This is a genomic window from Achromobacter piechaudii NBRC 102461 (genome assembly GCF_001571245.1).
GTDB classification, from domain to species: domain Bacteria; phylum Pseudomonadota; class Gammaproteobacteria; order Burkholderiales; family Burkholderiaceae_B; genus Achromobacter; species Achromobacter piechaudii.
In genome coordinates this window covers 1-21644 of sequence record NZ_BCTK01000005.1, presented here as the reverse complement: position 1 = coordinate 21644, position 21644 = coordinate 1, and the positions used below count along the sequence as shown (strand labels likewise).

General features: G+C 64.1%; 17 protein-coding genes and 1 tRNA gene. 9 read left to right on the top strand and 9 right to left on the bottom strand.

The annotated features are described in order from the left end of the window. Positions 1–13: 13 nt before the first annotated feature. Positions 14–619: a DNA-3-methyladenine glycosylase I gene (locus API01S_RS06895; RefSeq protein WP_006217518.1), complete on the bottom strand. Its 606-nt coding sequence runs from the start codon at positions 617–619 to the stop codon at positions 14–16. A gap of 218 nt (positions 620–837) precedes the next feature. Here API01S_RS06895 and API01S_RS06890 point away from each other — a divergent pair, with 218 nt between their 5' ends. Beyond that, positions 838–1299 (top strand): YkgJ family cysteine cluster protein, encoded by a 462-nt coding sequence (locus tag API01S_RS06890; protein WP_006217516.1) that lies wholly within the window; start codon positions 838–840, stop codon positions 1297–1299. An 11-nt stretch (positions 1300–1310) separates the two neighbouring features. Here API01S_RS06890 and API01S_RS06885 read toward each other — a convergent pair whose 3' ends face one another. Next, the gene (locus API01S_RS06885; protein ID WP_084802384.1) at positions 1311–2096 is read right to left on the bottom strand and encodes a helix-turn-helix domain-containing protein; all 786 of its coding nucleotides are present in this window, start codon (positions 2094–2096) and stop codon (positions 1311–1313) included. Between the two features lie 108 nt (positions 2097–2204). Here API01S_RS06885 and API01S_RS06880 point away from each other — a divergent pair, with 108 nt between their 5' ends. The 6 genes from API01S_RS06880 (at position 2205) to API01S_RS06855 (ending at position 9920) form a co-directional block, all read left to right on the top strand. Next, the gene (locus API01S_RS06880; RefSeq protein WP_050728122.1) at positions 2205–2645 is read left to right on the top strand and encodes a Fur family transcriptional regulator; all 441 of its coding nucleotides are present in this window, start codon (positions 2205–2207) and stop codon (positions 2643–2645) included. Further along, a complete protein-coding gene (locus tag API01S_RS06875; RefSeq protein WP_006217513.1) occupies positions 2642–3061 on the top strand; it encodes a hypothetical protein in 420 nt (139 codons plus the stop codon). Before API01S_RS06880 ends, API01S_RS06875 begins: the two co-directional genes overlap by 4 nt. Positions 3062–3370: 309 nt before the next feature. Continuing rightward, the gene (locus tag API01S_RS06870; protein WP_006217512.1) at positions 3371–4282 is read left to right on the top strand and encodes a LysR family transcriptional regulator; all 912 of its coding nucleotides are present in this window, start codon (positions 3371–3373) and stop codon (positions 4280–4282) included. Positions 4283–4460: 178 nt separating this feature from the next. After that, the gene (locus API01S_RS06865; RefSeq protein WP_050728123.1) at positions 4461–6071 is read left to right on the top strand and encodes a methyl-accepting chemotaxis protein; all 1611 of its coding nucleotides are present in this window, start codon (positions 4461–4463) and stop codon (positions 6069–6071) included. Positions 6072–6269: 198 nt separating this feature from the next. Beyond that, positions 6270–6557 (top strand): ClpX C4-type zinc finger protein, encoded by a 288-nt coding sequence (locus API01S_RS06860; protein ID WP_050728124.1) that lies wholly within the window; start codon positions 6270–6272, stop codon positions 6555–6557. 435 nt (positions 6558–6992) lie between these two features. After that, the gene (locus API01S_RS06855) at positions 6993–9920 is read left to right on the top strand and encodes an autotransporter family protein (RefSeq protein ID WP_061303942.1); all 2928 of its coding nucleotides are present in this window, start codon (positions 6993–6995) and stop codon (positions 9918–9920) included. 333 nt (positions 9921–10253) lie between these two features. Here API01S_RS06855 and API01S_RS06850 read toward each other — a convergent pair. The 6 genes from API01S_RS06850 to mnmC form a co-directional block, all read right to left on the bottom strand. After that, positions 10254–10329: transfer RNA gene (locus tag API01S_RS06850), tRNA-Lys, on the bottom strand. A 151-nt stretch (positions 10330–10480) separates the two neighbouring features. After that, positions 10481–11278 (bottom strand): MetQ/NlpA family ABC transporter substrate-binding protein, encoded by a 798-nt coding sequence (locus API01S_RS06845; RefSeq protein WP_061303940.1) that lies wholly within the window; start codon positions 11276–11278, stop codon positions 10481–10483. A 63-nt stretch (positions 11279–11341) separates the two neighbouring features. After that, the gene (locus API01S_RS06840) at positions 11342–11995 is read right to left on the bottom strand and encodes a methionine ABC transporter permease (RefSeq protein ID WP_006217500.1); all 654 of its coding nucleotides are present in this window, start codon (positions 11993–11995) and stop codon (positions 11342–11344) included. Next, on the bottom strand, positions 11952–13040 hold the full coding sequence (locus API01S_RS06835; RefSeq protein WP_050728126.1) for a methionine ABC transporter ATP-binding protein: 1089 nt from the start codon (positions 13038–13040) through the stop codon (positions 11952–11954). The genes API01S_RS06840 and API01S_RS06835 overlap by 44 nt, the downstream gene beginning before the upstream one ends. Before the next feature lie 215 nt (positions 13041–13255). Beyond that, positions 13256–15481: a glycoside hydrolase family 31 protein gene (locus tag API01S_RS06830; RefSeq protein ID WP_006217498.1), complete on the bottom strand. Its 2226-nt coding sequence runs from the start codon at positions 15479–15481 to the stop codon at positions 13256–13258. 269 nt (positions 15482–15750) lie between these two features. Continuing rightward, positions 15751–17625 carry an FAD-dependent 5-carboxymethylaminomethyl-2-thiouridine(34) oxidoreductase MnmC gene (gene mnmC / locus API01S_RS06825; protein ID WP_061303938.1) on the bottom strand — a complete coding sequence of 625 codons (1875 nt, stop codon included), beginning with the start codon at positions 17623–17625 and terminating at the stop codon, positions 15751–15753. A 145-nt stretch (positions 17626–17770) separates the two neighbouring features. Between mnmC and API01S_RS06820 the strand changes: the two genes are divergently transcribed. After that, complete coding sequence (locus API01S_RS06820; RefSeq protein WP_050728128.1) at positions 17771–18652, top strand: inositol monophosphatase family protein; 882 nt, start codon at positions 17771–17773, stop codon at positions 18650–18652. Here API01S_RS06820 and API01S_RS06815 read toward each other — a convergent pair. After that, positions 18649–20352, bottom strand: coding sequence for an AMP-binding protein (locus API01S_RS06815; protein WP_061303936.1), 1704 nt, complete (start codon positions 20350–20352; stop codon positions 18649–18651). The genes API01S_RS06820 and API01S_RS06815 overlap by 4 nt on opposite strands. 76 nt (positions 20353–20428) lie before the next feature. Here API01S_RS06815 and API01S_RS06810 point away from each other — a divergent pair, with 76 nt between their 5' ends. Continuing rightward, positions 20429–21625: a M20 aminoacylase family protein gene (locus API01S_RS06810; RefSeq protein WP_006217492.1), complete on the top strand. Its 1197-nt coding sequence runs from the start codon at positions 20429–20431 to the stop codon at positions 21623–21625. Positions 21626–21644: the final 19 nt, after the last annotated feature.

Sequence of the window (21644 nt, the reverse complement as noted above, 5' to 3'; positions counted from 1 at the left end):
CACTAAGCCCCGATCAACGAGGCCGAGAAAAACTCTTACGCGCCGCAGCGCTGGGCGCGTGGCAATGGCAGCCCGGATTGTGATCGTTGACCATGCCCACCGATTGCATGAACGCATAGACGGTGGTGGGCCCGACGAACTTCCAGCCCAGCTTCTTCAAGGCCTTGGACAGGGCGATGGACTGTTCGGAAGTAGACCCCCCCAACGTGGACGGCGCGCCATCCGGCGCTTCGAAGCGCCAGAAAAACGCGGCCAACGACCCTTCCCTGTCGATCATTTCCAGCGCGCGCCCCGCGTTGTTGATCACGGCTTCGATCTTGCCCCGATGCCGCACGATACCGGCGTCGGCCAGCAACGCCTGGATTTCTTTGTCGCCAAACTTCGCCACGCGGGCGGGATCGAAATTGGCGAAGGCGCGACGGAACGCCTGCCGTTTGTTCAGGATGGTGCGCCAACTGAGGCCCGACTGAAAGCCTTCCAGGCACAGCTGTTCGAAGAGCGCGCGATCATCACCCTGCGGGCGGCCCCATTCGGTATCGTGATACGCCATGTATTCGGCGGAGGTATCCACCCAGCCGCAACGGGCCAGGCCGTCGGGGAAATCATTTTTGGCTTGCAAGGTAAGGCTCCAGGCTGCGGTCAGGCACCGATGCTACCGCAGCAACGTCCCTGAAAAAAGTCGTAGTAGCCGCAGCCCGAATCCAGCTATTATTTGCGCCTCTAATCCCGTGCCGGCCCCGTCCGCGCGCACCCCGGATCCTGAACGGGCTTGCACCACGCAAGCCCGTTTTGCGTCTTCGCCGGGGCCGTGCCGGCTTGCAAACTTCCGCCCCTCCCATGTCGCTGCTAGAGACCGTTGTTCTGACGTTTGTGTCGCCCGCCGTCCTGGCCGGCGACAAGCCTGACGCCAATCCTTGCCTGGACTGCGGCGCTTGCTGCGCGCACTTTCGGGTGTCGTTCTACTGCGGCGAATTGGCGGGCGAAAACGGAGGCCAGGTGCCAGTGGAGCTGGTCACGCAGATGAGCCCCCTGCGCGCCTGCATGAAAGGCACCGAAATGGGCGGCGGCCGCTGCATTTCGCTGCGCGGCGAATTGGGCAAGCCCGGCATCCACTGCGCCATCTACGAAAACCGCCCGACTCCGTGTCGGGAATTCGACATCTGGATGCCTGACGGCTCACCCAATCCGGACTGCCAGCGCCTGCGCGCCGGCCTGGGCCTGCCTCCGGTTGCGCCACGGCCCGATGCGGAAAACGACCCGCAAGGCCCGATGCATCCGGACCAACCCGCTGCCGCGTAGACCTTGCTCGCTCAATGCGGCCCAAGCCCCGCCACATAGCGCGTGGGCGTCATGCCGAAGGCCGCACGGAAACTGCCGATGAACGCGCTGGTGCTTTCGTATCCGACCGACAGCGCCGCCTGAGTCACCGAGCCGCCCCGGCATAGCAGTTCCAGCGCGCGCAACAGGCGCGCCCGCTGCCGCCACTGCCCCAGCGTCACACCCGTCTCGTGCCGAAACCGCCGCATCAACGTGCGCGATGACATGTTCAGCCGCTGCGCCCATTCATCGATGCCCGCCATGTCGTCGGGCGTATCCAGCAGCGAGTTGGCCAGATCCTGCAAGCGCGCGTCAGCCGGCATGGGCAGCAGTTGCGGCGTATGCGTGCGCGCGTTCAGTTCTTGCAGCAGCACGTCGAACAGCTGCGACAGATAGGCGTCGGAGGTTTCACCCGCCTGGCTGGTGGTGAAGCGGTCGATCAACGCGTCGATGAGCCTGGAGGAAGGCCATGACCGGCATTGCGCCGGCAGACGGTTGCAGGCGTCTCGCCGCACATACAGGAAGGAGCCGCGCGCATCGCCGAACCACCGCGCGCCATGCGGCGTGTCAGGGGGAATCCAGCCCACACTGCCCGGCAGCACGGTCCAGATCTGGGTGTCGACCTGCACCACAACCAAGCCCTCATGCACCAGCACCAGCATGCCTTCGTCGTGCACATGCAAGGGCACGGCGATGCCCTTGGAGACGCGCCGGCCGTGCACGCTGAACGGCGTCAGCAGCGTATCAGGACGCGCATTCGCGATAGCCATGTGAAGCATGGTTGGCAAGTTTGAGGTACAGGTTGACAGGTTCCCGCAAGCGGGCGGTGTTGAAAATGTACATCATTCTCATCAGTCGGGTATCAGCCTCCCGAACGGAGAAATCTTATGGACACCACGCGGCTGCGCGACGCCGGCATCAAAGCCACTTTCCCCCGCTTGAAGATTCTGGACCTGTTCTATCGGCATGCGGATCAACACATGAGCGCGGCCGACGTCTACCGCAATCTGATCTCCGACCGCAGCAGCATCGGCCTTGCCACGGTTTATCGCGTGATCACGCAACTTGAAGACGCGGGACTGCTCAAACGGACTCAGCTCGACGCGCACAACACCGTGTTCGAGCTCAACGACAAAGGGCAACACGACCATCTGGTCTGCACGCAATGCGGGCAGATACTGGAATCCAGCGACCCCGCCATAACGCAATTGGTGCGCAAGATCGCCAAGCGGCGCGGCTTCCTGCTGGACTCCTACAGCCTGGTGCTCTACGGCAGTTGCGGCTGCAAAGCAGCGGCTTCCCCCCTCGCACAAGGAGCATTCGAATGAACCGAGATCACTTTTTCTTTCACGACTTAAGCCAATTTCCCATCGTGACCGCCAGGCACGGCAGCGCTCCCGACGGCTACGCCGCCAGTTGGATACGCGAAATGGAAATGCTGGTGGACAACCCGCGCAGCTTCGTCATGGTCGTGCCCGATATGCGCCAGCAAGCCGGCCACGACGATCGCAAGGCCATGATCGATTGGCAGACGCGCAACATGCCGCGCCTGAAGGCACGTTGCCGCGCGTTCATCGCCGTCGAACGCGAGCCCCTTGCGCTTGCCAAGATCCGCAAGCGCGCCGAAAAAATGGCGCGCGCGTTCGGCATGCCTTTCCTGGCCGTGGCCACCAGCGCAGAGGCCCTCCAGTGCGCGCGCGAATTGCTGGGGCATAGCGGCCCGGGGGGATTCATCGTAGACTGAGCCGCTATTGCCTATCCAAAAATAATCGACGCGCCTTCGGGCGCGTTTCGCATTTATGCGCCGCCATATTCACAATGCAGCGGCCGGCTGAATACTCGAGGTTGCCGAAATTAGAATGCAATATTGATAATTTTGCGATTGTGGCAAAAGGTGTAGCTGGCATAAATTCCACCCTTTGGCACATCCGCCGGTCCCTGCCTGCCGGGACTATGCACGCGACGGCCGTTCCCGATGCCACCCGCCACGCGCGCTATTTTCGCGGCTGCCAACCGCTTGGACTCGACATTGAGATTTACGGCATCCACGTCAATGAAGCGATTCCACTTCGACAGCACCGCGCTTCGTTATTTTTTGACCGTCGTCGACACCGGTTCCGTCAATGGCGCCGCCGCGCGGCTGAACGTTGTCAGTTCAGCCGTCAGCCGCCAGATCGCCGGACTGGAGCAGCGCCTGCAAAACCAGTTGTTCGAACGCCATCCAAAGGGAATGCGAGTGACCGAGGTTGGCCGCATCCTGGCTGACCACGCGCGGCGGGTCGAAGCCGATGCGGCGCGCACCTATGCCGAGATCGGCGGGCAGAACGGCCGCTACACGCAGACGGTGAAGATCGCCGGCGCGCACGGCGTCGCCGCGCGCGCGCTGCCGCCCAAATTCGCGGCATTCCAGGCCGAGCATCCTACGGTGCGCTTCAACCTGACCGTGCTGGATGCGGGGCTGGTCACCGAGCGCGTGCGCTCGGCTCAGGCCGACATCGGCGTCACCTACAGCCACGCGGCCGAGAAAGACATCGCCGTCATCTACGCCGGCCCCGCCGAAATCGTTGCGGTGATGCGGCCGGGCCACCCCCTGGCCAAGTACGATGCCTTGCACCTGCCTCAACTGACGGCCTACCCGCTGGCTTTACCCGAAGGCGGCAGCGCGTTGCGCCGGCTGCTGGATATGGCCTCCAGCTTGTACAACACAACCCTGTCGCCCGCGTTCACTTCGAATCATCCAGACGCGGTGTACCAATATGTGCTTGCCGGCAACGCCGTCACCTTATGTGCACGCTTGACCGCAGCCGCCCAGTTGAACGCCGGCAGGCTCATCTGCCGCCCGATGGACGACGCGCTGCTCAATAAAGGGCAGATCCAGATCCAGACCCATGTGGCGCGCCCCTTGCCCGACGCCGCCCAACGCTTTTTGCATTTTCTGCGCGACGACACCGCCGGTCTGGCCTGAGAGTCCCTGGCGTGCCTGCGTGATGCACGCCTGCCCCCACGGCGTTGCCAAAACGACAATGGGGCGGTGAGAAATGATCAATTGTTAAATTTGTAATCTAAATTTACATTCGACGCGGGTTTATCACTTGATCTTGGCGGCGGTCGGCAGACCTGCCGCCCTCGCAGGAGCCTCGCGCATGCTTAAAAACCTGAAAATTCGTACTGGACTGCTCGCCGTCCTGACCCTGTTCGTCCTGGCACTGGCCACCTCTACCGGCATGGGATGGCTGTTCGCCAAGGTCGCCGACGAAGGGGTCGACGACCTGAACCGTGTCGCCACCGACCAGACCCGCCCGCTTTACGAAACCCAGGTGCTGCTCCTGCGCACGCGCATCACGTTGGTGGCCGCCTATCTCGACGTTCAGGCCGGACGCGCCGATCAGGCGCAAGCCAGCGTCGAGCAGGCGGCCAAGTCCCTGGCCGATGCGCGCAGGCGCTATGAGTTGTACCAGTCGGTGCCCAAGCGGACCGATGCCAGCCGCAAGATGTCAGCCGATCTGGACAGCGTCTTCACCGCCTACGTCCGCGGCATTGAGGACTTGAACGAAGCGTTGCGAAAGCAATCGGCCGAGGGCTACGTGGCGGCGGTGACCGAGGCTCGCGCGGCCGACGCGCGATTCGAAGAGCGGCTGCGCGCCATCCTGGCCCATACCGAACGGCGCGCCGTGGAAATCAACGACGCCTCGGATCGACGCTATATACAGGCGGAAATCGCCGCCATCGTCATGTTGAGCCTGGCGTTTATCCTGGCGCTCGGGTGCTGGCGCTTCATCAGCCGCCAGGTGCTGTCGCCGCTCAAGGAAGCCGCCGTGCATTTTGACCGCATCGCTTCGGGCGACCTGACGCAACGTGTTTCCACGGCCGCCGACAACGAAATCGGCGTGCTGTTCGCCGCGTTGAAGCGCATGCAGGAAAGCCTGACTCGCACCGTGGCCGAAGTGCGCCGCAGCGTGAATGAAATCAACACGGGCGCGGCGGAAATCGCGTCGGGCAACACCAACCTTTCCTCGCGTACGGAAGAGCAAGCCGCGTCGCTGGAAGAAACCGCCGCCAGCATGGAAGAGCTGGCCACGGCCGTGAAGCAGAACACGGAACACGCGCATCAGGCCAACGCGCTGGCGGCGGAAAGCCGGGGTGTGGCGATGCGCGGAGGCGAAGCCGTGAATCAGGTGGTGGAGACCATGGCGCGCATTTCGGATAGTTCGCGCCGTATCGCCGAGATCGTTTCGGTGATCGATGGCATCGCCTTCCAGACCAATATCCTGGCGCTCAACGCGGCGGTGGAAGCGGCCCGGGCCGGCGAACAGGGCAAGGGCTTCGCAGTGGTGGCGGGCGAGGTGCGGTCACTGGCGCAACGCAGCGCGCAGGCTGCACGCGAGGTCAAGGACCTGATCGAGCAGTCCACCACCAATGTCGATAGCGGCGCCGAGCAGGTGCGGCAGGCCGGCGAAACCATGCAGGAAATCGTCACGTCGGTGCAGCGGGTTACGCAGATCATGGCGGAGATCACCGAAGCATCGACGGAACAGTCCCAGGGCATCGATCAGATCAACCGCGCGGTCACGCAGATGGACGACGTGACCCAGCAGAACGCCGCGCTGGTGGAACAAGCCGCCGCCGCCGCGTCGTCGCTGGAGGACCAGGCCAAGCGCCTGGCCACCACCGCCGCGTTCTTCAAGGTGCCGGCCGAAACCATCATCGACGTAACGCCGCGCCCGGTCGCTTTGCACGGCGCTTACGCGAGCTGAGGAAGGGGCGAATTGAGCGAATCGGGACAGCGGCTGGCGGCTCATCCGAAAGCGGTATATCCCGGTTTGCTCTCATCCCTTTGTGCGAGGCATTTTGTTCTAGGTCATTTTCCGGTTTAAGAGTTGGCCGCGATCAGCCGTTGTTCAGGGTAGGCGCCGTGATTCTCGCGGCGCGACCAACCATGAGCCGCCAGCCGCATGAATCGCGCACTTGCCTGTATTTTTTGCCATTCGACGCTGGCGCAGGGCGCGCCCCTGCTTGAAAAGAACGGCGCCGCCATCTGCAAAGGCTGTGTAGATCAGTTTTCGGAACGATTTTCCGAACGCGCCTGGGTCATGGCGGCCACGCTGGAAGAACAGTTGGACGTGCTGCTGGAAGAAAGCCGGCGGGCGCTGGTGCAGAGCGAAACATTGTCCGAACGGGCCCGCAGTTGCGGCCTGAGCCTGCATTCGCTGGCCGGCATTTCGGCGCGCACGCCGTCTTAATTGCTGTGTTGGCTGGCCGTTCGCGCCGCTGTCCTAAAACCAATAATTAGAAAGACAGCTGGCGGGGCCATGCAGCGCGGTAGCCGCTCAGGTGAAACGGCATACTCTCCTGCCTGCGAAAATAATAATAAATGCGTCAATTTGCGGCATTTTTATAATGCGGATGGTATCCATATACCTAGCTGGAAGATTATGGATGGTATCCAAATTATCCGACCCTGAATGTTGGCCGGTATCCGTTTTACCCTTTTGAATCAAAAGATTGCGGACACCCCCAACTTGCCTGTCATCGCAAAAAAACTGGTTTACATTGCGTCCTTTTTTTCGACAGCACATTACGTTCCTGAGAATGGATTCGTTACGTAGAAATACGTTTATAGCCATTCAGTAATGTTCTGCCCTCGGTTTATTAATCGAAAACAAAGGACCCAAGTTTTGATAAATGGCACGAAGAAGTGGCTGACAGCGACGCTTGCGCTGGGCACGACTTATTGCGGCGGTGTCATGGCCGCGGACATGACGGTATCGACGGGCAATACTCAGGTATTCGATGGCTCGGTCAATTTCCCTGGTGGCATTGACGTTGCGGGCGGTACGCTGGTTATCGGCGGCAACGGCGGCGGCGCGGGAGTCACCCTCGGCGGCAACGTCAACGCCTCCTCGAACGGGACCGTCGCAGGTTTTGGCTCGATCAACGGCGACCTGAACGTGACGGGCGCGAGAGTTGCTCCCGGTTATGAAGTGGGCACGCCGACCGGCGTATCCAACGGCAATCTGATGGTCAACGGCAATCTGTCGATGAACAACGCCGTGTTCGCTTTCGAGACCGGGTACGCGGGGCTGCCCATCACGCAGCCGGGCACCGGCGACAACATCACGGTAAGCGGCAATGTCGCGCTGAACAACACGACGTTGAATGTGTCGGTCAACACGCTGGGCGTCAACGCCGGCTATTACCGAATCCTGTCGTATGGCGGCACCTTGAGCGGCAACGGCATGTCGCTGGGCAGCGTGACCGGAGATTCCGTCCCCGCCGCCACCATTCAATCGCTGACGGGCGACAAGCAGATCAACCTGATCCTCGGCCCCAGCACGACCAATCTGTGGAACGGCAACGGCGCGGCATCCGCGACGCGCGCGGGCGGCGGCAACGGCACCTGGAGCGCCGCCAGCACGAATTGGAACAGCCCCACCAATGCCACGGGCGCACTGCCCGACGCCGGATACGCGATCTTCACCGGCGCGGCCGGCACGGTCACCGTCGATGGCGGCGCGGGCCCCGTGCGCGTGTCGGGCATTCAATTCGCCACCGACCGCTATCGCCTGCAAGGCGCGCCCATCACCCTGGTCGGCAGCGGCGGCAACCCGCCCGCCATCGTCGTGGGCGACGGCACCTATGCCTCGGGCCAGTTCGTCGACATCATCGACAACCCCTTGCAGGGCACGCAGGGCTTCGTCAAGACCGGACCCGGTTCCGTGATCCTGACCGCAGACAGCAGCGGCCTGACGGGCCCCATCCTGATCGCCGACGGCGCGCTGGAAATCGACGGCAAGTTGAACGGCCCGATCGATATCGGCCGCGAAGTCGTGCTGGCAGGCGTGGGCCAGGTGGGCACCACCACGCTGTATCCCACCGCCGTCATATCGCCGGGCAACGACGGCTCGCCGATCGGCACGCTGACGGTCAACGGCAACCTGAGCTTCGGCGCAGACACGATTTACCGCGTGCATGCCGATCCGGCCAGCACCGCAAGCGATCGCATCCACGTCACGGGCGTCGCGTACCTGGATGGTTCCGTCGCGCACGTCGGCCCGAACGGGGACTATGCGCCGCGCACCACGTACAACATCCTGACGGCGGACGGCGGCATCCAGGGGCGATTCACGGGTGCGTCCAGCGCCTATGCGTTCTTGACGCCCACCCTGAGCTACGACGCCAAGAACGCGTTCATGACGCTCACGCGCAATGACGTGCCGATTGGCAGCGTGGGCAACACCGGCAACGAAAACAGCGTCGGCGGCGCGCTGGACACTGAAGACCCGCCCGCGACGGGCAATGGCTCGGCATCGACGGGAGGGGGCTCGGCTTCGACGGGTAGTGGTTCGACAACTACGGGCACGGGTTCGACCTCGACGGGCACGGGTTCGACCTCGACAGGCACGGGTTCGACGACGACTGCCAATGGTTCGACTTCGACCGGCACCGCGTCCACGCCAACCACCACCACGCCCGCAACTGGCGGATCGTCGGTCGTGGCCAGCGGCATCGGGTCGGGCCGGAACACCGCTGCCAGCCAGGTGACCGCAGCCGTCCTGACGATGACGCCGGGTCAGGCGCGCGCCGCCCTGTCGATGCTGTCGGGTGAAGCTTACGCAAGCACCGCGAGCGTGCTGCAAGGCCAGTCCGACACCGTACGCACGCTGCCGCTCTCGCACCTGCGCGGCAACCTCGACGCGCGGGCAATGCCCGGACGGCCCACGGCGCAGCTGGGATCGCCTTCCTCGGACGCGCTGCCCCAAGACGGCGCATCTCCGGTGTGGGCGCAAGCCTTCGGCAACTGGAGCAAGTTCGCGGGCGACGGCAACGCATCCAGCGTGAACCAGTCGGCCGGTGGATTCTTCTTTGGCGGCGACGGCGCGGTCGGCGACGGCTGGCGCGTGGGCGGCGCGCTGGGCTATATCGGCAGCCACAACTCGATGGCGGACGTGTCCTCGCGCTCGAACGTCGACAGCTACACCGCGACCTTGTTCGGCGGACGTAATTTCCAAGCGGGCCCCGGGCACGTGCGCTTCATGGCCGGCGCGGCCTACACGTGGCACGACATCGACGCCAAGCGCAACGTGGCGGCGGGCAGCCTGAACCAACGCCTGGAATCGTCGTATCACGCTTCTTCGACGCAACTGTTCTCGGAACTGGGCTACAAGCTGCCCCTGTCCGACACGACCAGCATCGAACCCTACGCGGGTCTGGCGTGGAATCAGCTGCGCACGCGCGACTTCAAGGAATCCGGCGGCACGGCCGCTCTGCACGGCTCGGGCAACACCGACGACGTGACGAGCACCACGCTGGGTCTGCGCGGCGCGTGGGACTTTGCGTCCAACAATGCTCCGGGCCGCCTGACCGCGTCCCTGGGCTGGCGCCACGCCATGGGTGATGTGAAGCCCAAGCAGGAACTGGCGTTCGACGGCGGCACCACGTTCTCGGTGACGGGCGTGCCAATCGCGCGCGACGCCGCGGTGCTGGGCCTGGGCGCAGAAGTGGCGCTCACGCGCAACACGACGGCCGGTATCGCCTACGACGCGCAGTTCGGCGGCGGCAACCGGCAGCAATCGGGCGTGTTGAAATTGGCCATGCGCTTTTAAGCGTTGAAGGGCGCTGGCGCCGAGGTTTGGTGCTGGCGCTGCCATCCGGTGCCGCTGTTTGGCGCGGCTGTTTGGTGCTGCTGCTGTTTGGTGCTGCTGCTGTTTAGCCCCGCTGTTTAGCGCTGCCGTTTAGCGCTGCTGTTTAGCGCTTGGGTCCGATTGCTTGGAAGGCAGGCGTTGCGATTGCAAGATGGCAACGCCTGCTGCCCTCACCAAGGCTGCAAGATGCAAACCCATGCTCGCAGCCCGCTTGCAGACGAAAAAAAACGCCGCTAATAAATAGCGGCGTTTTTTTCATTGCGTACTACAGCGTGCGCTGCAGCAAGTATTCAGTGGTGGGCTGAGCGAGACTCGAACTCGCGACCAACGGATTAAAAGTCCGCTGCTCTACCGACTGAGCTATCAGCCCGACCGAAGCCAGAAATTATGGCGGATTTTTTTCAGCTTGTCAAAAAGTTTGGCGCGGACCTTCGTCTGAACACACGCTGGCTCACCCGTTGCGCCCATGAAAAACGGCCGCACAAGGCGGCCGTTCTGTGGCGAGCGGTGTCGTCCCGGGATTACCAGGCGGCGACCACGGCGCCCTTGTACTTGGTCTCGATGAACTGCTTCACAGCCGGGCTGTGATAGATGCTGACCAGCTTGGCCAAGTCGGCGCGGTCTTTGTCCTTCTCACGCACGACCAGCACGTTGGCATACGGCGAATCCGGCGATTCCTGTGCGATGGCGTCCTTGGTCGGGTTCAGGCCGGCTTCCAGCGCGAAGTTGGTGTTGATGGCCGACGCATCGGTGTCGTCCAGCGAACGCGGCAGTTGAGCGGCGTCCAGCTCGATGAAGCGCAGCTTCTTCTTGTTCTCGACGACGTCGATCGGGGTGGCCTTCAGGCCGGCTTCCGGACGCAGCTTGATCAGGCCATTGGCTTGCAGCAGCAACAGGGCGCGGCCGCCGTTGGTCGGATCGTTCGGCAGAGCGATGCGCGCGCCGTCTTTCAGTTCGGCCAGCGATTTGATCTTCTTGCTGTAGATGCCGATCGGGAAAATCACGGTCTTGGCAATGCTGACCAGCTTGTAGCCACGGTCGGCGTTGGCGTTGTCCAGGTAGGGCTGATGCTGGTAGCTGTTCACGTCCAGGTCGCCCGCGGCCAACGCCACGTTGGGCTGCACGTAGTCGGTGAACTCGATGATCTGGATATTCAGGCCCTGCTTGGCGGCCTCGGCCTTGACCACATCAAAGATCTGCGCGTGCGGGCCGGCGGTCACGCCCACCTTCAGCGGCTTGTCCTGTGCCAGCGCGGGCTGGGCGAATACGGCGGCGCCGAGGGCGAATGCAGCCAGCGACTTCAAAACCTTGATGCTCATGTTGCGATATCCCGAGTAACGGAAGTAGGAAAAGACTGAAGAGAAACGGAAGCGGCGTCGCGATCAGCGATGCGACATGCGGCGCACGAAGCGGTCGCCCAGACTTTGAATGGCCTGGACCAGGACGATCAGCACGATGACGACAGCAGCCATCACGTCGGACTGGAAGCGCTGGTAGCCGTAGCGGATCGCCAAGTCGCCCAAGCCGCCGCCGCCAATGGCGCCCGCCATGGCGGAATAGCCGATCAGGCTGACGACGGTGACGATGGTAGCGGCGATCAAGCCGGGCAAGGCCTCGGGCAGCAGCACCTTCAGGATGATCTGCATCGGCGATGCGCCCATGGCGCGCGCGGCGGTGATCAGGCCCGGGTCCACTTCGCGCATGGCGTTTTCGGCGATGCGGGCCATGAACGGAATCGCAGCCACCGACAAGGGCACGATCGCGGCCGTGGTGCCGATGGAGGTCTGCGCAACCAGCCGCGTGAACGGAATGATGGCAACCATCAGGATCACGAACGGCACCGAACGCGTGGCGTTGATGATGGCGCCCAGCACGTGGTTCACAGGCTGGTTCTCCAGCATGTTGCCGCGCGCGGTCACGGTCAGCGTCACGCCCAGCGGAATGCCGACGACCACCGCGATGGCGCTGGCCACACCCACCATCAACAAGGTGTCAAGCAGCGACGTAATAAGCAGGTCGATCAGTTGCGGACTCATGAGCTATTTCTTCAACGGTAATGTCACGGGCGGTCAACGCGGCAATCGCGTCCTTGACCGCGGCGGGCGCGCCTTGGGCCAGCACGAACATCGTGCCCACGGCCACGCCCTGGATATCTTCGACGCGGGCCTGCACCAAGCCCACGTCCAGCGAGAACTGCTTGGACAGGTCGGTCAGGAACGAGCCCGACGAATCCGTGCCGGTCAGCGACAGGCGCAACAGGCGCACGGCCTGGCCGGGCTTGGCGGCTGTCAGCGCGGCGATGCGTTCCTTGACCGCGGCCAAGGTGGCGTCGGTCAGGTCGGAGGCGGTGGCGGCCGACACCATGCCGCGCGTGACTTCATGGCGCGGCTGCGCGAACACTTCTCGCGTGCTGCCGATTTCGACCACTTCGCCCTGCGACAGGACGGCCACCCGGTCGCACACTTCGCGCACGACTTCCATCTGGTGCGTGATCATGACAACGGTCACGCCGGTCTTGCGGTTGATGTCGCGCAGCAGCGCCAGGATGTTATGCGTGGTCTCGGGATCCAGCGCGGACGTGGCTTCATCACTGAGCAGCACGTCCGGGTTGTTGGCCAAGGCGCGCGCGATACCTACGCGCTGTTTTTGCCCACCGCTGATCTGGCTGGGATAGCGGTCGCGCAGATGCTCAAGGCCCACCAGCGCCAGCAGCCGCTCGACGCGCGCCGGAATCTCGGCCTTGGCCACGCCCGCAATTTCCAGCGGCAGCGCCACGTTGCCGTACACCGTGCGGCGCGACAGCAGGTTGAAGCCCTGGAACACCATGCCGATACGACGGCGCTGCCCACGAAGCTGCGCTTCGTTCAGGCCGGTAAGTTGTTGTCCACCGATGGCAATCGTGCCTTCGTTGGGACGCTCAAGCAGGTTGATGCACTGGACCAGCGTGCTTTTGCCGGCCCCGCTGGGGCCGATGATGCCGAAGACCTCGCCCTGCTCGATATGCAGGTTGATGCCTCGCAGCGCCTGGAATTGTCCATGCGGCGTGGCATAGGTCTTGGATAGGTTCTCGATGTGAATCATGGCAAGCGATTTTGTATCTTTTCTCTTCTGAAGAGAACGACCGTTTTTCTCATTTTTAATAACTATAAGTAATATGCGGCGCTTTTACGGGCCGGGCGTTCATCGCACGGATCCAAGCAGCAACACGGGCCGGAGAACGCGTAAAGGGCAGTCAGGAAGGAAAGCCTTCCTGACTGCCCCGTTGATGACGATGGCCGGTAGCGGCCGAGTCGATATCAGCGCGCGCGCGAAATGCGGACTTCCGCCCCCCGGCGCTTGACCTCAAGACCTTCGGACGGCGAAATGCGCAGCCCTTCCAGCCCCTTGATATAGCTGGAGCCCTGCATCTGCATCACGCGGATCTTGTTGCGCATGACGACCGGGTTATGCACCGGCATGCCGAACATCCAGACTTCGTCCAGGATGCGGGCCGAGTTGAACTCGCCCGTATGCTGCGCGGCGGGCCCCAGACAGAGCATGTGGCCTTCGCGGCCGAAAACCGGGAACTGTCCCAGTTCGCAGTCGATCGTCCAGGTGGTGCCGCCTTCGTAGCGGTGCCCCGTGTTCAGGTCCCACCAGGCCTCGCCCTTGGGCAGGTAAACACGCACCTGCTTGCCCGGTTCGGTGACCGGCGCCACCAGCAGGGCCGGGCCCAGCAGGTATTGCAGGTCCCATTCGTGGGCGTGCGGGTCGTTGGGGAACGACAGCGCCATGGAACGCTGCACCGGCAAGCCGGTGCGCGCGGAATCCTCGATGGCGCCCAACACATAAGGCACCAGGCGATAGCGCCATTGCATCCAGGTCCGGGCTTGCGCCAGGGTTTCTTCGCCGAAGTCCCAAGGCATCAGGCCTTCCACGCCCTGGAACGAAAAGTTGGCCGAGAACACGCCTACCGTCAGCCAGCGCAAATACAGTTCGGACGTCATGCCCGAGCGGTCGCGCGATGCCGAACCGATGCCATGGACCTGCACGGGCACGCCGCTGGCGCCGATCGACAGAGCGGTGCGCAAGGTATGGCGCAGGCCGTCCCAGGAGTTTTCAGCTTGCGGCCCAACCTGCCACGGCAGGCGCTGGGCGGCGGGGAACAGATCGGAGCTGGGCACCACGCCTTCGGGCGGCACCTTCAGGCCGGCCACGGCATCGAACAGCGCGCGGCGCACCAGCAGCGGATACATGCTGCGCAGCGCCGGGCCGGTTTCGCCGTTGCGAGCCGTCACGCCATCGGGGATGGCGATCTGAGCGTCGCACGCGGGCGCGTCCAGGCCGTCTTCGATCAGTTGGCGATGACGCTCGACCCACAGGTTGTAGATGTCGCGATAGGTCAGGTCCAGCAGCCCGAACGGTTGGCCGGAGGTGGCGGCGATGCCGTCGAACACCTGGGCGGCGCCGTCTTCCTTGGCCAGCAACCAGCCACGATCTTCCAGTTCTTCAAACAACGGGCTGGTCTTGATGACGCCCGGGAAGCCGGAGGCCGCGACATGCACGTTGTGCTTATGGAAAAGCGCCAGCATCTGCTTGGCATCGGGGAAGCGCTGGGCGTCCCATTCGAAAACCGCCTTGTCCGCCTGGAAGCCCCATGCCACCGGCTGCGCCAGGGTGACGGCGTCCACGGGGATCTGGTTTTCGCGCATGCGGGCCACCAGGGCGACCGTCTGCGTGGGCATTTCGCCTGCGGCCTGCGTCAGCCACGCGCCCATCGCCCACAGCACGGGCTGGCCGGCACGGCCGGTCAGCGCGGTGTACTGATTGAGGATTTCAGCGGGCTCGCCGGCAAAGAGGAACACGTCCAGCACGGCGTCGTCGACGGTCAGCACGTAGGCCGAGTCCGCTGGCGCGACGCCTACCGCGTGTTCCACGCGACGCATCGTATTGACGTAGACACCCCAGCCGCGCGGGCTCCATGCCAATGGCAAGGCGCGATGTTCGGGGTCGTCGGAAACGACCGATTCTTCGCGGCGGTTCAGGTCGCCCGGGGTTTCGCCCAGGCCGAAGACACGCTCGTCGCCCAGCAAGGTGAACCCCGCCGTCCAGACCGCGTCGTCTTCCTTGTCCAGCGCGTTGTGCCCGAATGCGGGCGTATGCGCGGAAACCTCGGACTCGAAGACCCGTTCGTCGTTGCGATATATCGCCACGCGCACGGGATTGGACTGGATCTCCAGGGCAACGTCGCCCTGTGTGATGCGCCAGCCGTCGCCGCCTTCGCGTGGGGCAATGGTGGCCTCGCCCACAGCCTCTTGGCGGGCGAGCAGCATCTCGGCCACGGCGCGCGCACGCGCGCCGGGCTTGTCATCATTCAGGTGGTTCGCCTCGCCGCAGCGCAGGCGAAAAACACCAGGCGCATGCGCCTCGACTACCAGGTGCAACCCATCGCCCGCGTCGAAATCGAAACGACTGGGGCGGGACGTCAGCAGCTCGATGTTATCGAGCTGGGTAGTATGGGCAAAGTCGAACTTGGGCGGCACAGAGCATCCCCCGGCTTAAGCCAAAAACCATCAAAAGACGCTATTTTGACGGATTTGAGCTTTGAAATAAACTCGGTCCCTCTTCTGGATGGGTTTCTCATCCTTAAAAAGGGGTCGTAAAGCCCTCGGCCAGCGCCTTTCGGCCAAGGGCCGCGCGCCGCCGAAACGCCAACATCGTAGCCATTACGGCCTATTTGGCGCCAAATCCTGGCAATTAGTGCAATTCTACGCCACCTGGCTTCGGGCCCTCTCCCGGGCCGAACTTTTTTTCACCTTGGTGAAATAAGTTGGGCCAGATCCGTTTCCAGTAACTCGGGCTCGCCAGCCAGCCGCGCGCCGATCACGTCGCCCATCAACGCCGACCACGACAGCCCCCGCGACGCGTACCCAATCGCCATCCAAAGCCCTGGCGCGTGCGGCAGCTCTCCGATCGCAGGCAAGCGCCCGGGCAACACGGCCCGCCACCCTGCCCAGCCGGCAAGCGAGCCGGGAACCAGCGCGTCGAAGTCCGGGAAGTGACCGCTCAGTAGCCCCGCCGCCTTGGCCAGCGTGGTGCGCTGGCCGGCTTCGGTCACCACGGCTTGCGCGGCGCCATGTTCGTAGGTACTGCCGACCACGCAGCCGGCGCCAACGTCAGGCAGCAGATAGCCTTCGCCGCCCACGATGCAGCGCGGCCCGCCGCCCAACGCCGGGGCCGGCACCAGGGTCACCTCGCCTGCCAGCGCGTGCATCTGCGCCACGCGCGGCAAGGGATCCAGCAAGCCGCTTTCCTGTAATACGGCTTGCGCGCCAAAGGCATTGGCCAGGATGACGGTGTGCGCCTGCGCCAATTCATTACCCTGCGCATCGATGACTCGCCAGGCCTGCCCCAGGGGTTCGACACGGGCGGCGCGGCCGGGCTGCATATCCACGCCGGGCGTCGCAAGCAGCGCGTCGATGAGGCGGTTCGGTTGAATCAGCATGCCCTGCGCAAAAAACACCCCGCCGCGAGCCACCGGCAAGCCGGCCAGCGCGCTGGCCTCGTCGCGGTCCACCTGCCGCACCCAGTCGCGCGGAAACGCCAGGGTGTCCAAGGTGCCGGCCAGCGCGGCGGACTTGCCGGCGTCACGTTCGACCTGGATCGTGCCGCACACGCGCGGCGCCGCGCCCTCGGGCAGAGCCTGCCATCTGGCCAGGGCGCGTTGGCTGCCCGCGCGTGACAGGCGCGCCCGCGCGTTGTCGTCCCGCGCCACCACGGGCGTGAGCGCCGCCGCCAGATGGCCCGCGTGGGCGGGCGCCCCCACGGCGCGCGCCGCGTCCAATACGGTCACACGCCAGCCGCGTCCGGCAAGCGCCTGCGCGATCCCGGCGCCTGCCAGGCCGGCGCCCACCACCACCGCATGCTGGACCGTCGCCGGGTCGGCGATGCTGGCGGCCACCTTGCCAGGAGCGCGCGCAACGCCCTCAGTCATGTGCCATTTGCCGCCGTAGCCCGGTGAGCGCCGGACGTCGAACCCCGCTTCTTTCAACGCATGCCGCAGCTCGCCCGTGCAGGCCCAGGTCGCCATCGTGGCACCGGGAGCGGCCAATTGCGCCAGATCGCGCAGCAATGATGGCGACCACATTCCAGGGTTGCGCTCCGGCGCGAAGCCATCCAGAAAGAACGCGTCGGCGCGCATCGCCAGGCGCGGCGCCAGCACCTGCGCGTCGCCAAAACCCAGGGTGAGCGTGACCGCCCCGTTCTCGAATTCCAGCCGATGCAGGCCCGGCAGCAAGGCCGGCCATTGCTCGACCAGGCGCTGTGCCAAGCCATCCATCGAGGCGGGCGCATAGCGGGCCAGCAGGGTAGACAGGTCATCGCGGGAAAACGGGTGCCCTTCCAGGGACACCACGTGCAGGGCGGCGGGCCGTTGAGGGTCTTGCCGCCAAGCGTGCCACAGCGTCAGAAAGTTGAGCCCCAGGCCGAAACCGGTCTCGCAAACGGTGAACGCACCGCGCCCCCGCCAGCGCTCGGGCAGGCCATTGCCCCGCAGGAACACGTGCTCGGCCTGCCCCGACGAACCGGGGTGCGGGTGATAGACGTCTCCGTACGCGGCGCTGTAGAGCTTGCCATCGGCATCGAAGTCAATCACTGCGGGGGTCAGGGGAACATACGGAGCGGACATGGGTGGTTCGAAGCAATCAACAAAGTTGTGACAAACGCGAATTATCGACGGACGGCGGCAAGGGCGTTGGATGGACACCACGGGACGGCCCCGTTTCGCGGGGCTGCCTCGGATTTGACGCAAACATAGGCTTACACTGGTTTACATGGACACCTATGATCAGCCCCGCTCACTGGCCCAACCCATCGACCTGTGTGCCGCGATCGATGCGGCAGTCAACGCAGCGCATGGCGGCGCGGCCATCTTGCAATCCTACGCGCATCATCGCGCCGATCTCGTGATCGACCGCAAGGCGCGTAATGATCTTGTCTCGCAGGCGGACCGCGAAGCTGAAGCCGTCATCATCCAGGAACTGCGCGAACGCACGCCCAAGTTCGGCATCGTCGCCGAAGAGACGGGCGGCAAGCCGCAAGGCAGCGCCACCTGGTACATCGACCCGCTCGATGGCACCACCAACTTCCTGCACGACATCCCCCACTACGCGGTCTCGATCGCGCTGATTGCGCACGCGGGCACCGCCGTATCCGCCACCGAAACACTGACCGAAGACACGCCCGTAGTCGGCGTCGTGTACGACCCCAATCGCGAAGAGCTGTTCACCGCCGTGTACGGCATCGGCGCGTGGTTGAACGGCCGCCGCATCAAATGCTCGCGCACGCAGACCATCGAAGACTCCGTGCTGGCAACCGGCTTTCCGTTCCGCGACTTCTCCTTCGCGGATCAGTACATGCCCATGTTGAATGACGCCATCAAGCGCGCGCGCGGCGTGCGGCGCATGGGCGCAGCCGCGCTCGACCTGGCGTGGACGGCTTGCGGCCGCTACGACGGCTATTGGGAAATGGGCCTGGCGCCGTGGGACGTGGCTGCTGGCACGCTGATCCTGCGCGAAGCGGGCGGCACGTGTTCAGACATGCACAAGCTGGATCCCTGGCCCATCGGCGGGCGCGTGGTGGCGGGCAATCCCGCCATCGAACGCGCCCTGCATGAGATGATCGAGCCGCATCTGAACAACGGGACTGCCGCCTAGGGCGCGTTCACGCCAGCGGGCGTGGTGGCGGCGGCATCGGGACGCAGTTCGCGGCGCAGGATCTTGCCCACATTGCTCTTGGGCAGTTCGTCGCGGAATTCCACGAAGCGCGGGCGTTTGTAGCCCGTGAGCTTTTCGCGGCACCAGTCCTGCACCTGCGCCTCGGTCAGCGAGGGATCGCTCTTGACCACGAACACCTTCACCGATTCCCCGGAATGCTCGTCCGGCACGCCGATGGCCGCGCATTCCAGCACGCCCGGCATCTGCGCCACCACGGCTTCGACTTCGTTCGGATAGACCTTGAATCCGGACACCGCGATCATGTCCTTCTTGCGGTCGACGATGCGGGTATAACCCTTGTCGTCCATGATGCCGATGTCGCCCGTGCGAAAGAATCCGTCGGCCGTCATCGACTGCCGCGTCTCGTCAGGCTTTTGCCAATAGCCCAGCATGACCTGCGGCCCGCGGATACCCACTTCACCGCGTTCGCCCAACGGCACTTCGTGGCCGGCGTCGTCAAGAATGGCCACGTCGGTAGACGGCAAGGGCAAGCCGATAGAGCCCGAATACGCGGTCGCGTTGGTCGGGTTTACTGTCGCCACGGGCGACGTTTCCGACAGGCCGTAGCCTTCGATCAGCGGCCGGCCTGTGATCTTCAACCAGCGCTCGGCCACGGACTGCTGCACAGCCATGCCACCCCCGAGCGTCAGGCGCAACGCGGAAAAATCCAGCTTGGCGAAGTCCGCGTTATGCGCCAGCGCGTTGAACAGCGTATTGACGCCGGGGAACAGATTGATGGGGACCTTGCGCCATGCCTCGATCAGCGAGGGCTGGTCGCGCGGGTTGATGATGAGCACATTGCGCATGCCGGCGTGCAGGCCATACAGGCCGCAAACCGTCATCGCGAACACGTGATACAGCGGCAAGGCGCTGATGATCGTCAGTTGTGACCCCGCCAGGTCATGCACGACGGGCTGCGCGACGGCTTCGGTCTGCAAGACGTTGGCGGTCAGGTTGCGGTGCGACAGCATCGCGCCCTTGGGCACGCCGGTGGTGCCGCCGGTGTATTGCAACACCGCGACGTCATCCATCGTCAGCGTGGGCTGGGTGAACGGCAGGTTGGCGCCGGCCGCCAGCACCTTGGGCAAGGTGTGCGCGCCATCGATGCTCCAGGGCGGCACGATCTTCTTGATATGACGGGCCACGAAGTTGACCAGCGGCGCTTTCAAGCCGCCGAGCAGATCGCCCGGCCCCGTCACGACGACATGCTTGAGCTGGCCGCGCTGCTTCACAGCCTGCAAGGTATGCGCGAAATTTTCCAGGATCAAAATGACCGACGCGCCGCTGTCCTGCAACTGGCGTTCGAGCTCGTCGGCTGTGTACAGCGGGTTGACGTTCACGACGACGAGGCCGGCGCGCAGCGTGCCCAACATACCAACCAGATAGGCCGGCACGTTCGGCATCATCAGCGCAACGCGGGCGCCCTTTTCCAGACCCAGGCTTTGCAGCCATCCGGAAAATGCGCGCGCATGCTGATCGAGCTGCGCATAGGTGATGTCGCTGCCCATCGCCGTGCAGGCGATGCGGCTGGCGTACTGCTTGCAGGCGCGGTCAAGCAGGTCGGCCAGCGAGGAATAGCCCTCGGTGGAGATCTCTGCCGGAACCCCCTGCGGGTAATGGGCAAGCCACGGACGCGTCATGGTGTTTGTCTCCATTAAATAGATTTTTGAATGATGATAACCTTGTTGCGTTCCCTTTTTTCGCCCTCCTCCCTCCATGAAACTGCTCGAACCCATCGTCGCCTGGCACCAGGATATTTCGAAGATCCGCCGCGACATACACGCGCATCCCGAACTGGCCTTTGAAGAATTCCGCACCGCCGACGTGGTGGCGGCAAAGCTTGAAGAATGGGGCATCGAGGTCGACCGCGGATTGGGCGGCACCGGCGTGGTCGGCATCATTCGCGGCAAGTTGCCCGGCGATCGCGCCGTCGGCCTGCGCGCCGACATGGACGCGTTGCCCATGCAGGAAGTGAACAGCTTCGCGCACGCCAGCAAGAACGAAGGCAAGATGCACGCCTGCGGCCACGACGGCCACACCGCCATGCTGCTGGCCGCCGCGCAATACCTGGCGCAGCATCGTGATTACGCCGGCACGGTCTATGTGATCTTCCAGCCCGCCGAAGAAGGCGGCGGCGGCGCCAAGCGCATGATCGACGACGGCCTGTTCAAGCGTTTCCCCATGGAAGCCGTGTTCGGCATGCACAACTGGCCCGGCATGAAACCCGGCCAGTTCGGCTTGACGCCGGGCCCCATCATGGCGTCCAGCAACGAATTTTCGATCGTCATCAAGGGCAAGGGCACCCACGCCGGCATGCCCAACCTGGGCATCGATCCGGTCATGGCGGCCGTGCAACTGGCGCAATCGCTCCAGACCATCATCACACGCAACCGCAATCCGCTGGACGCCGCCGTCCTCAGCATCACGCAGATCCACGCGGGCAGCGCCGACAACGTCGTGCCCAACCATGCACAACTGCGCGGCACCGTGCGCACCTTCACGCTCGACGTGCTGGACCTGATCGAACGCCGTATGGAAGAGATCACGCGCCACACCTGCGCGGCGATGGACTGCGAAGTTGAATTCACATTCCAGCGCAACTACCCGCCCACCATCAACCACGCCGAAGAAGCCGCGTTCTGCGCCGAGGTGCTGCGCGACATCGTGGGCGAAGCCAACGTCAACGCCAACGTGCAACCCACGATGGGCGCGGAAGACTTTGCGTTCATGTTGCAGGAATTGCCGGGCTGCTACGTCTGGATCGGCAACGGCACGGGCGAACACCGCGACAGCGGCCACGGCCTGGGCCCCTGCATGCTGCACAACGGCAGCTATGACTTCAACGACGAACTGCTGCCCTTGGGCGGTACGTACTGGGTCCAACTGGCCTTGAAGCGTCTGGCCAAGGCCTGATCGCTACCCGCCGTCCGCC

What these genes read in the sequence shown, in the direction of transcription:
- API01S_RS06890 (WP_006217516.1), top strand. Translation starts at nt 838, where the DNA reads ATGTCGCTGCTAGAGACCGTTGTTCTGACGTTTGTGTCGCCCGCCGTC.
- API01S_RS06885 (WP_084802384.1), bottom strand. Translation starts at nt 2,096, where the DNA reads ATGCTTCACATGGCTATCGCGAATGCGCGTCCTGATACGCTGCTGACG.
- API01S_RS06880 (WP_050728122.1), top strand. Translation starts at nt 2,205, where the DNA reads ATGGACACCACGCGGCTGCGCGACGCCGGCATCAAAGCCACTTTCCCC.
- API01S_RS06875 (WP_006217513.1), top strand. Translation starts at nt 2,642, where the DNA reads ATGAACCGAGATCACTTTTTCTTTCACGACTTAAGCCAATTTCCCATC.
- API01S_RS06870 (WP_006217512.1), top strand. Translation starts at nt 3,371, where the DNA reads ATGAAGCGATTCCACTTCGACAGCACCGCGCTTCGTTATTTTTTGACC.
- API01S_RS06865 (WP_050728123.1), top strand. Translation starts at nt 4,461, where the DNA reads ATGCTTAAAAACCTGAAAATTCGTACTGGACTGCTCGCCGTCCTGACC.
- API01S_RS06860 (WP_050728124.1), top strand. Translation starts at nt 6,270, where the DNA reads ATGAATCGCGCACTTGCCTGTATTTTTTGCCATTCGACGCTGGCGCAG.
- API01S_RS06845 (WP_061303940.1), bottom strand. Translation starts at nt 11,278, where the DNA reads ATGAGCATCAAGGTTTTGAAGTCGCTGGCTGCATTCGCCCTCGGCGCC.
- API01S_RS06840 (WP_006217500.1), bottom strand. Translation starts at nt 11,995, where the DNA reads ATGAGTCCGCAACTGATCGACCTGCTTATTACGTCGCTGCTTGACACC.
- API01S_RS06835 (WP_050728126.1), bottom strand. Translation starts at nt 13,040, where the DNA reads ATGATTCACATCGAGAACCTATCCAAGACCTATGCCACGCCGCATGGA.
- mnmC (WP_061303938.1), bottom strand. Translation starts at nt 17,625, where the DNA reads ATGTCCGCTCCGTATGTTCCCCTGACCCCCGCAGTGATTGACTTCGAT.
- API01S_RS06820 (WP_050728128.1), top strand. Translation starts at nt 17,771, where the DNA reads ATGGACACCTATGATCAGCCCCGCTCACTGGCCCAACCCATCGACCTG.
- API01S_RS06815 (WP_061303936.1), bottom strand. Translation starts at nt 20,352, where the DNA reads ATGACGCGTCCGTGGCTTGCCCATTACCCGCAGGGGGTTCCGGCAGAG.
- API01S_RS06810 (WP_006217492.1), top strand. Translation starts at nt 20,429, where the DNA reads ATGAAACTGCTCGAACCCATCGTCGCCTGGCACCAGGATATTTCGAAG.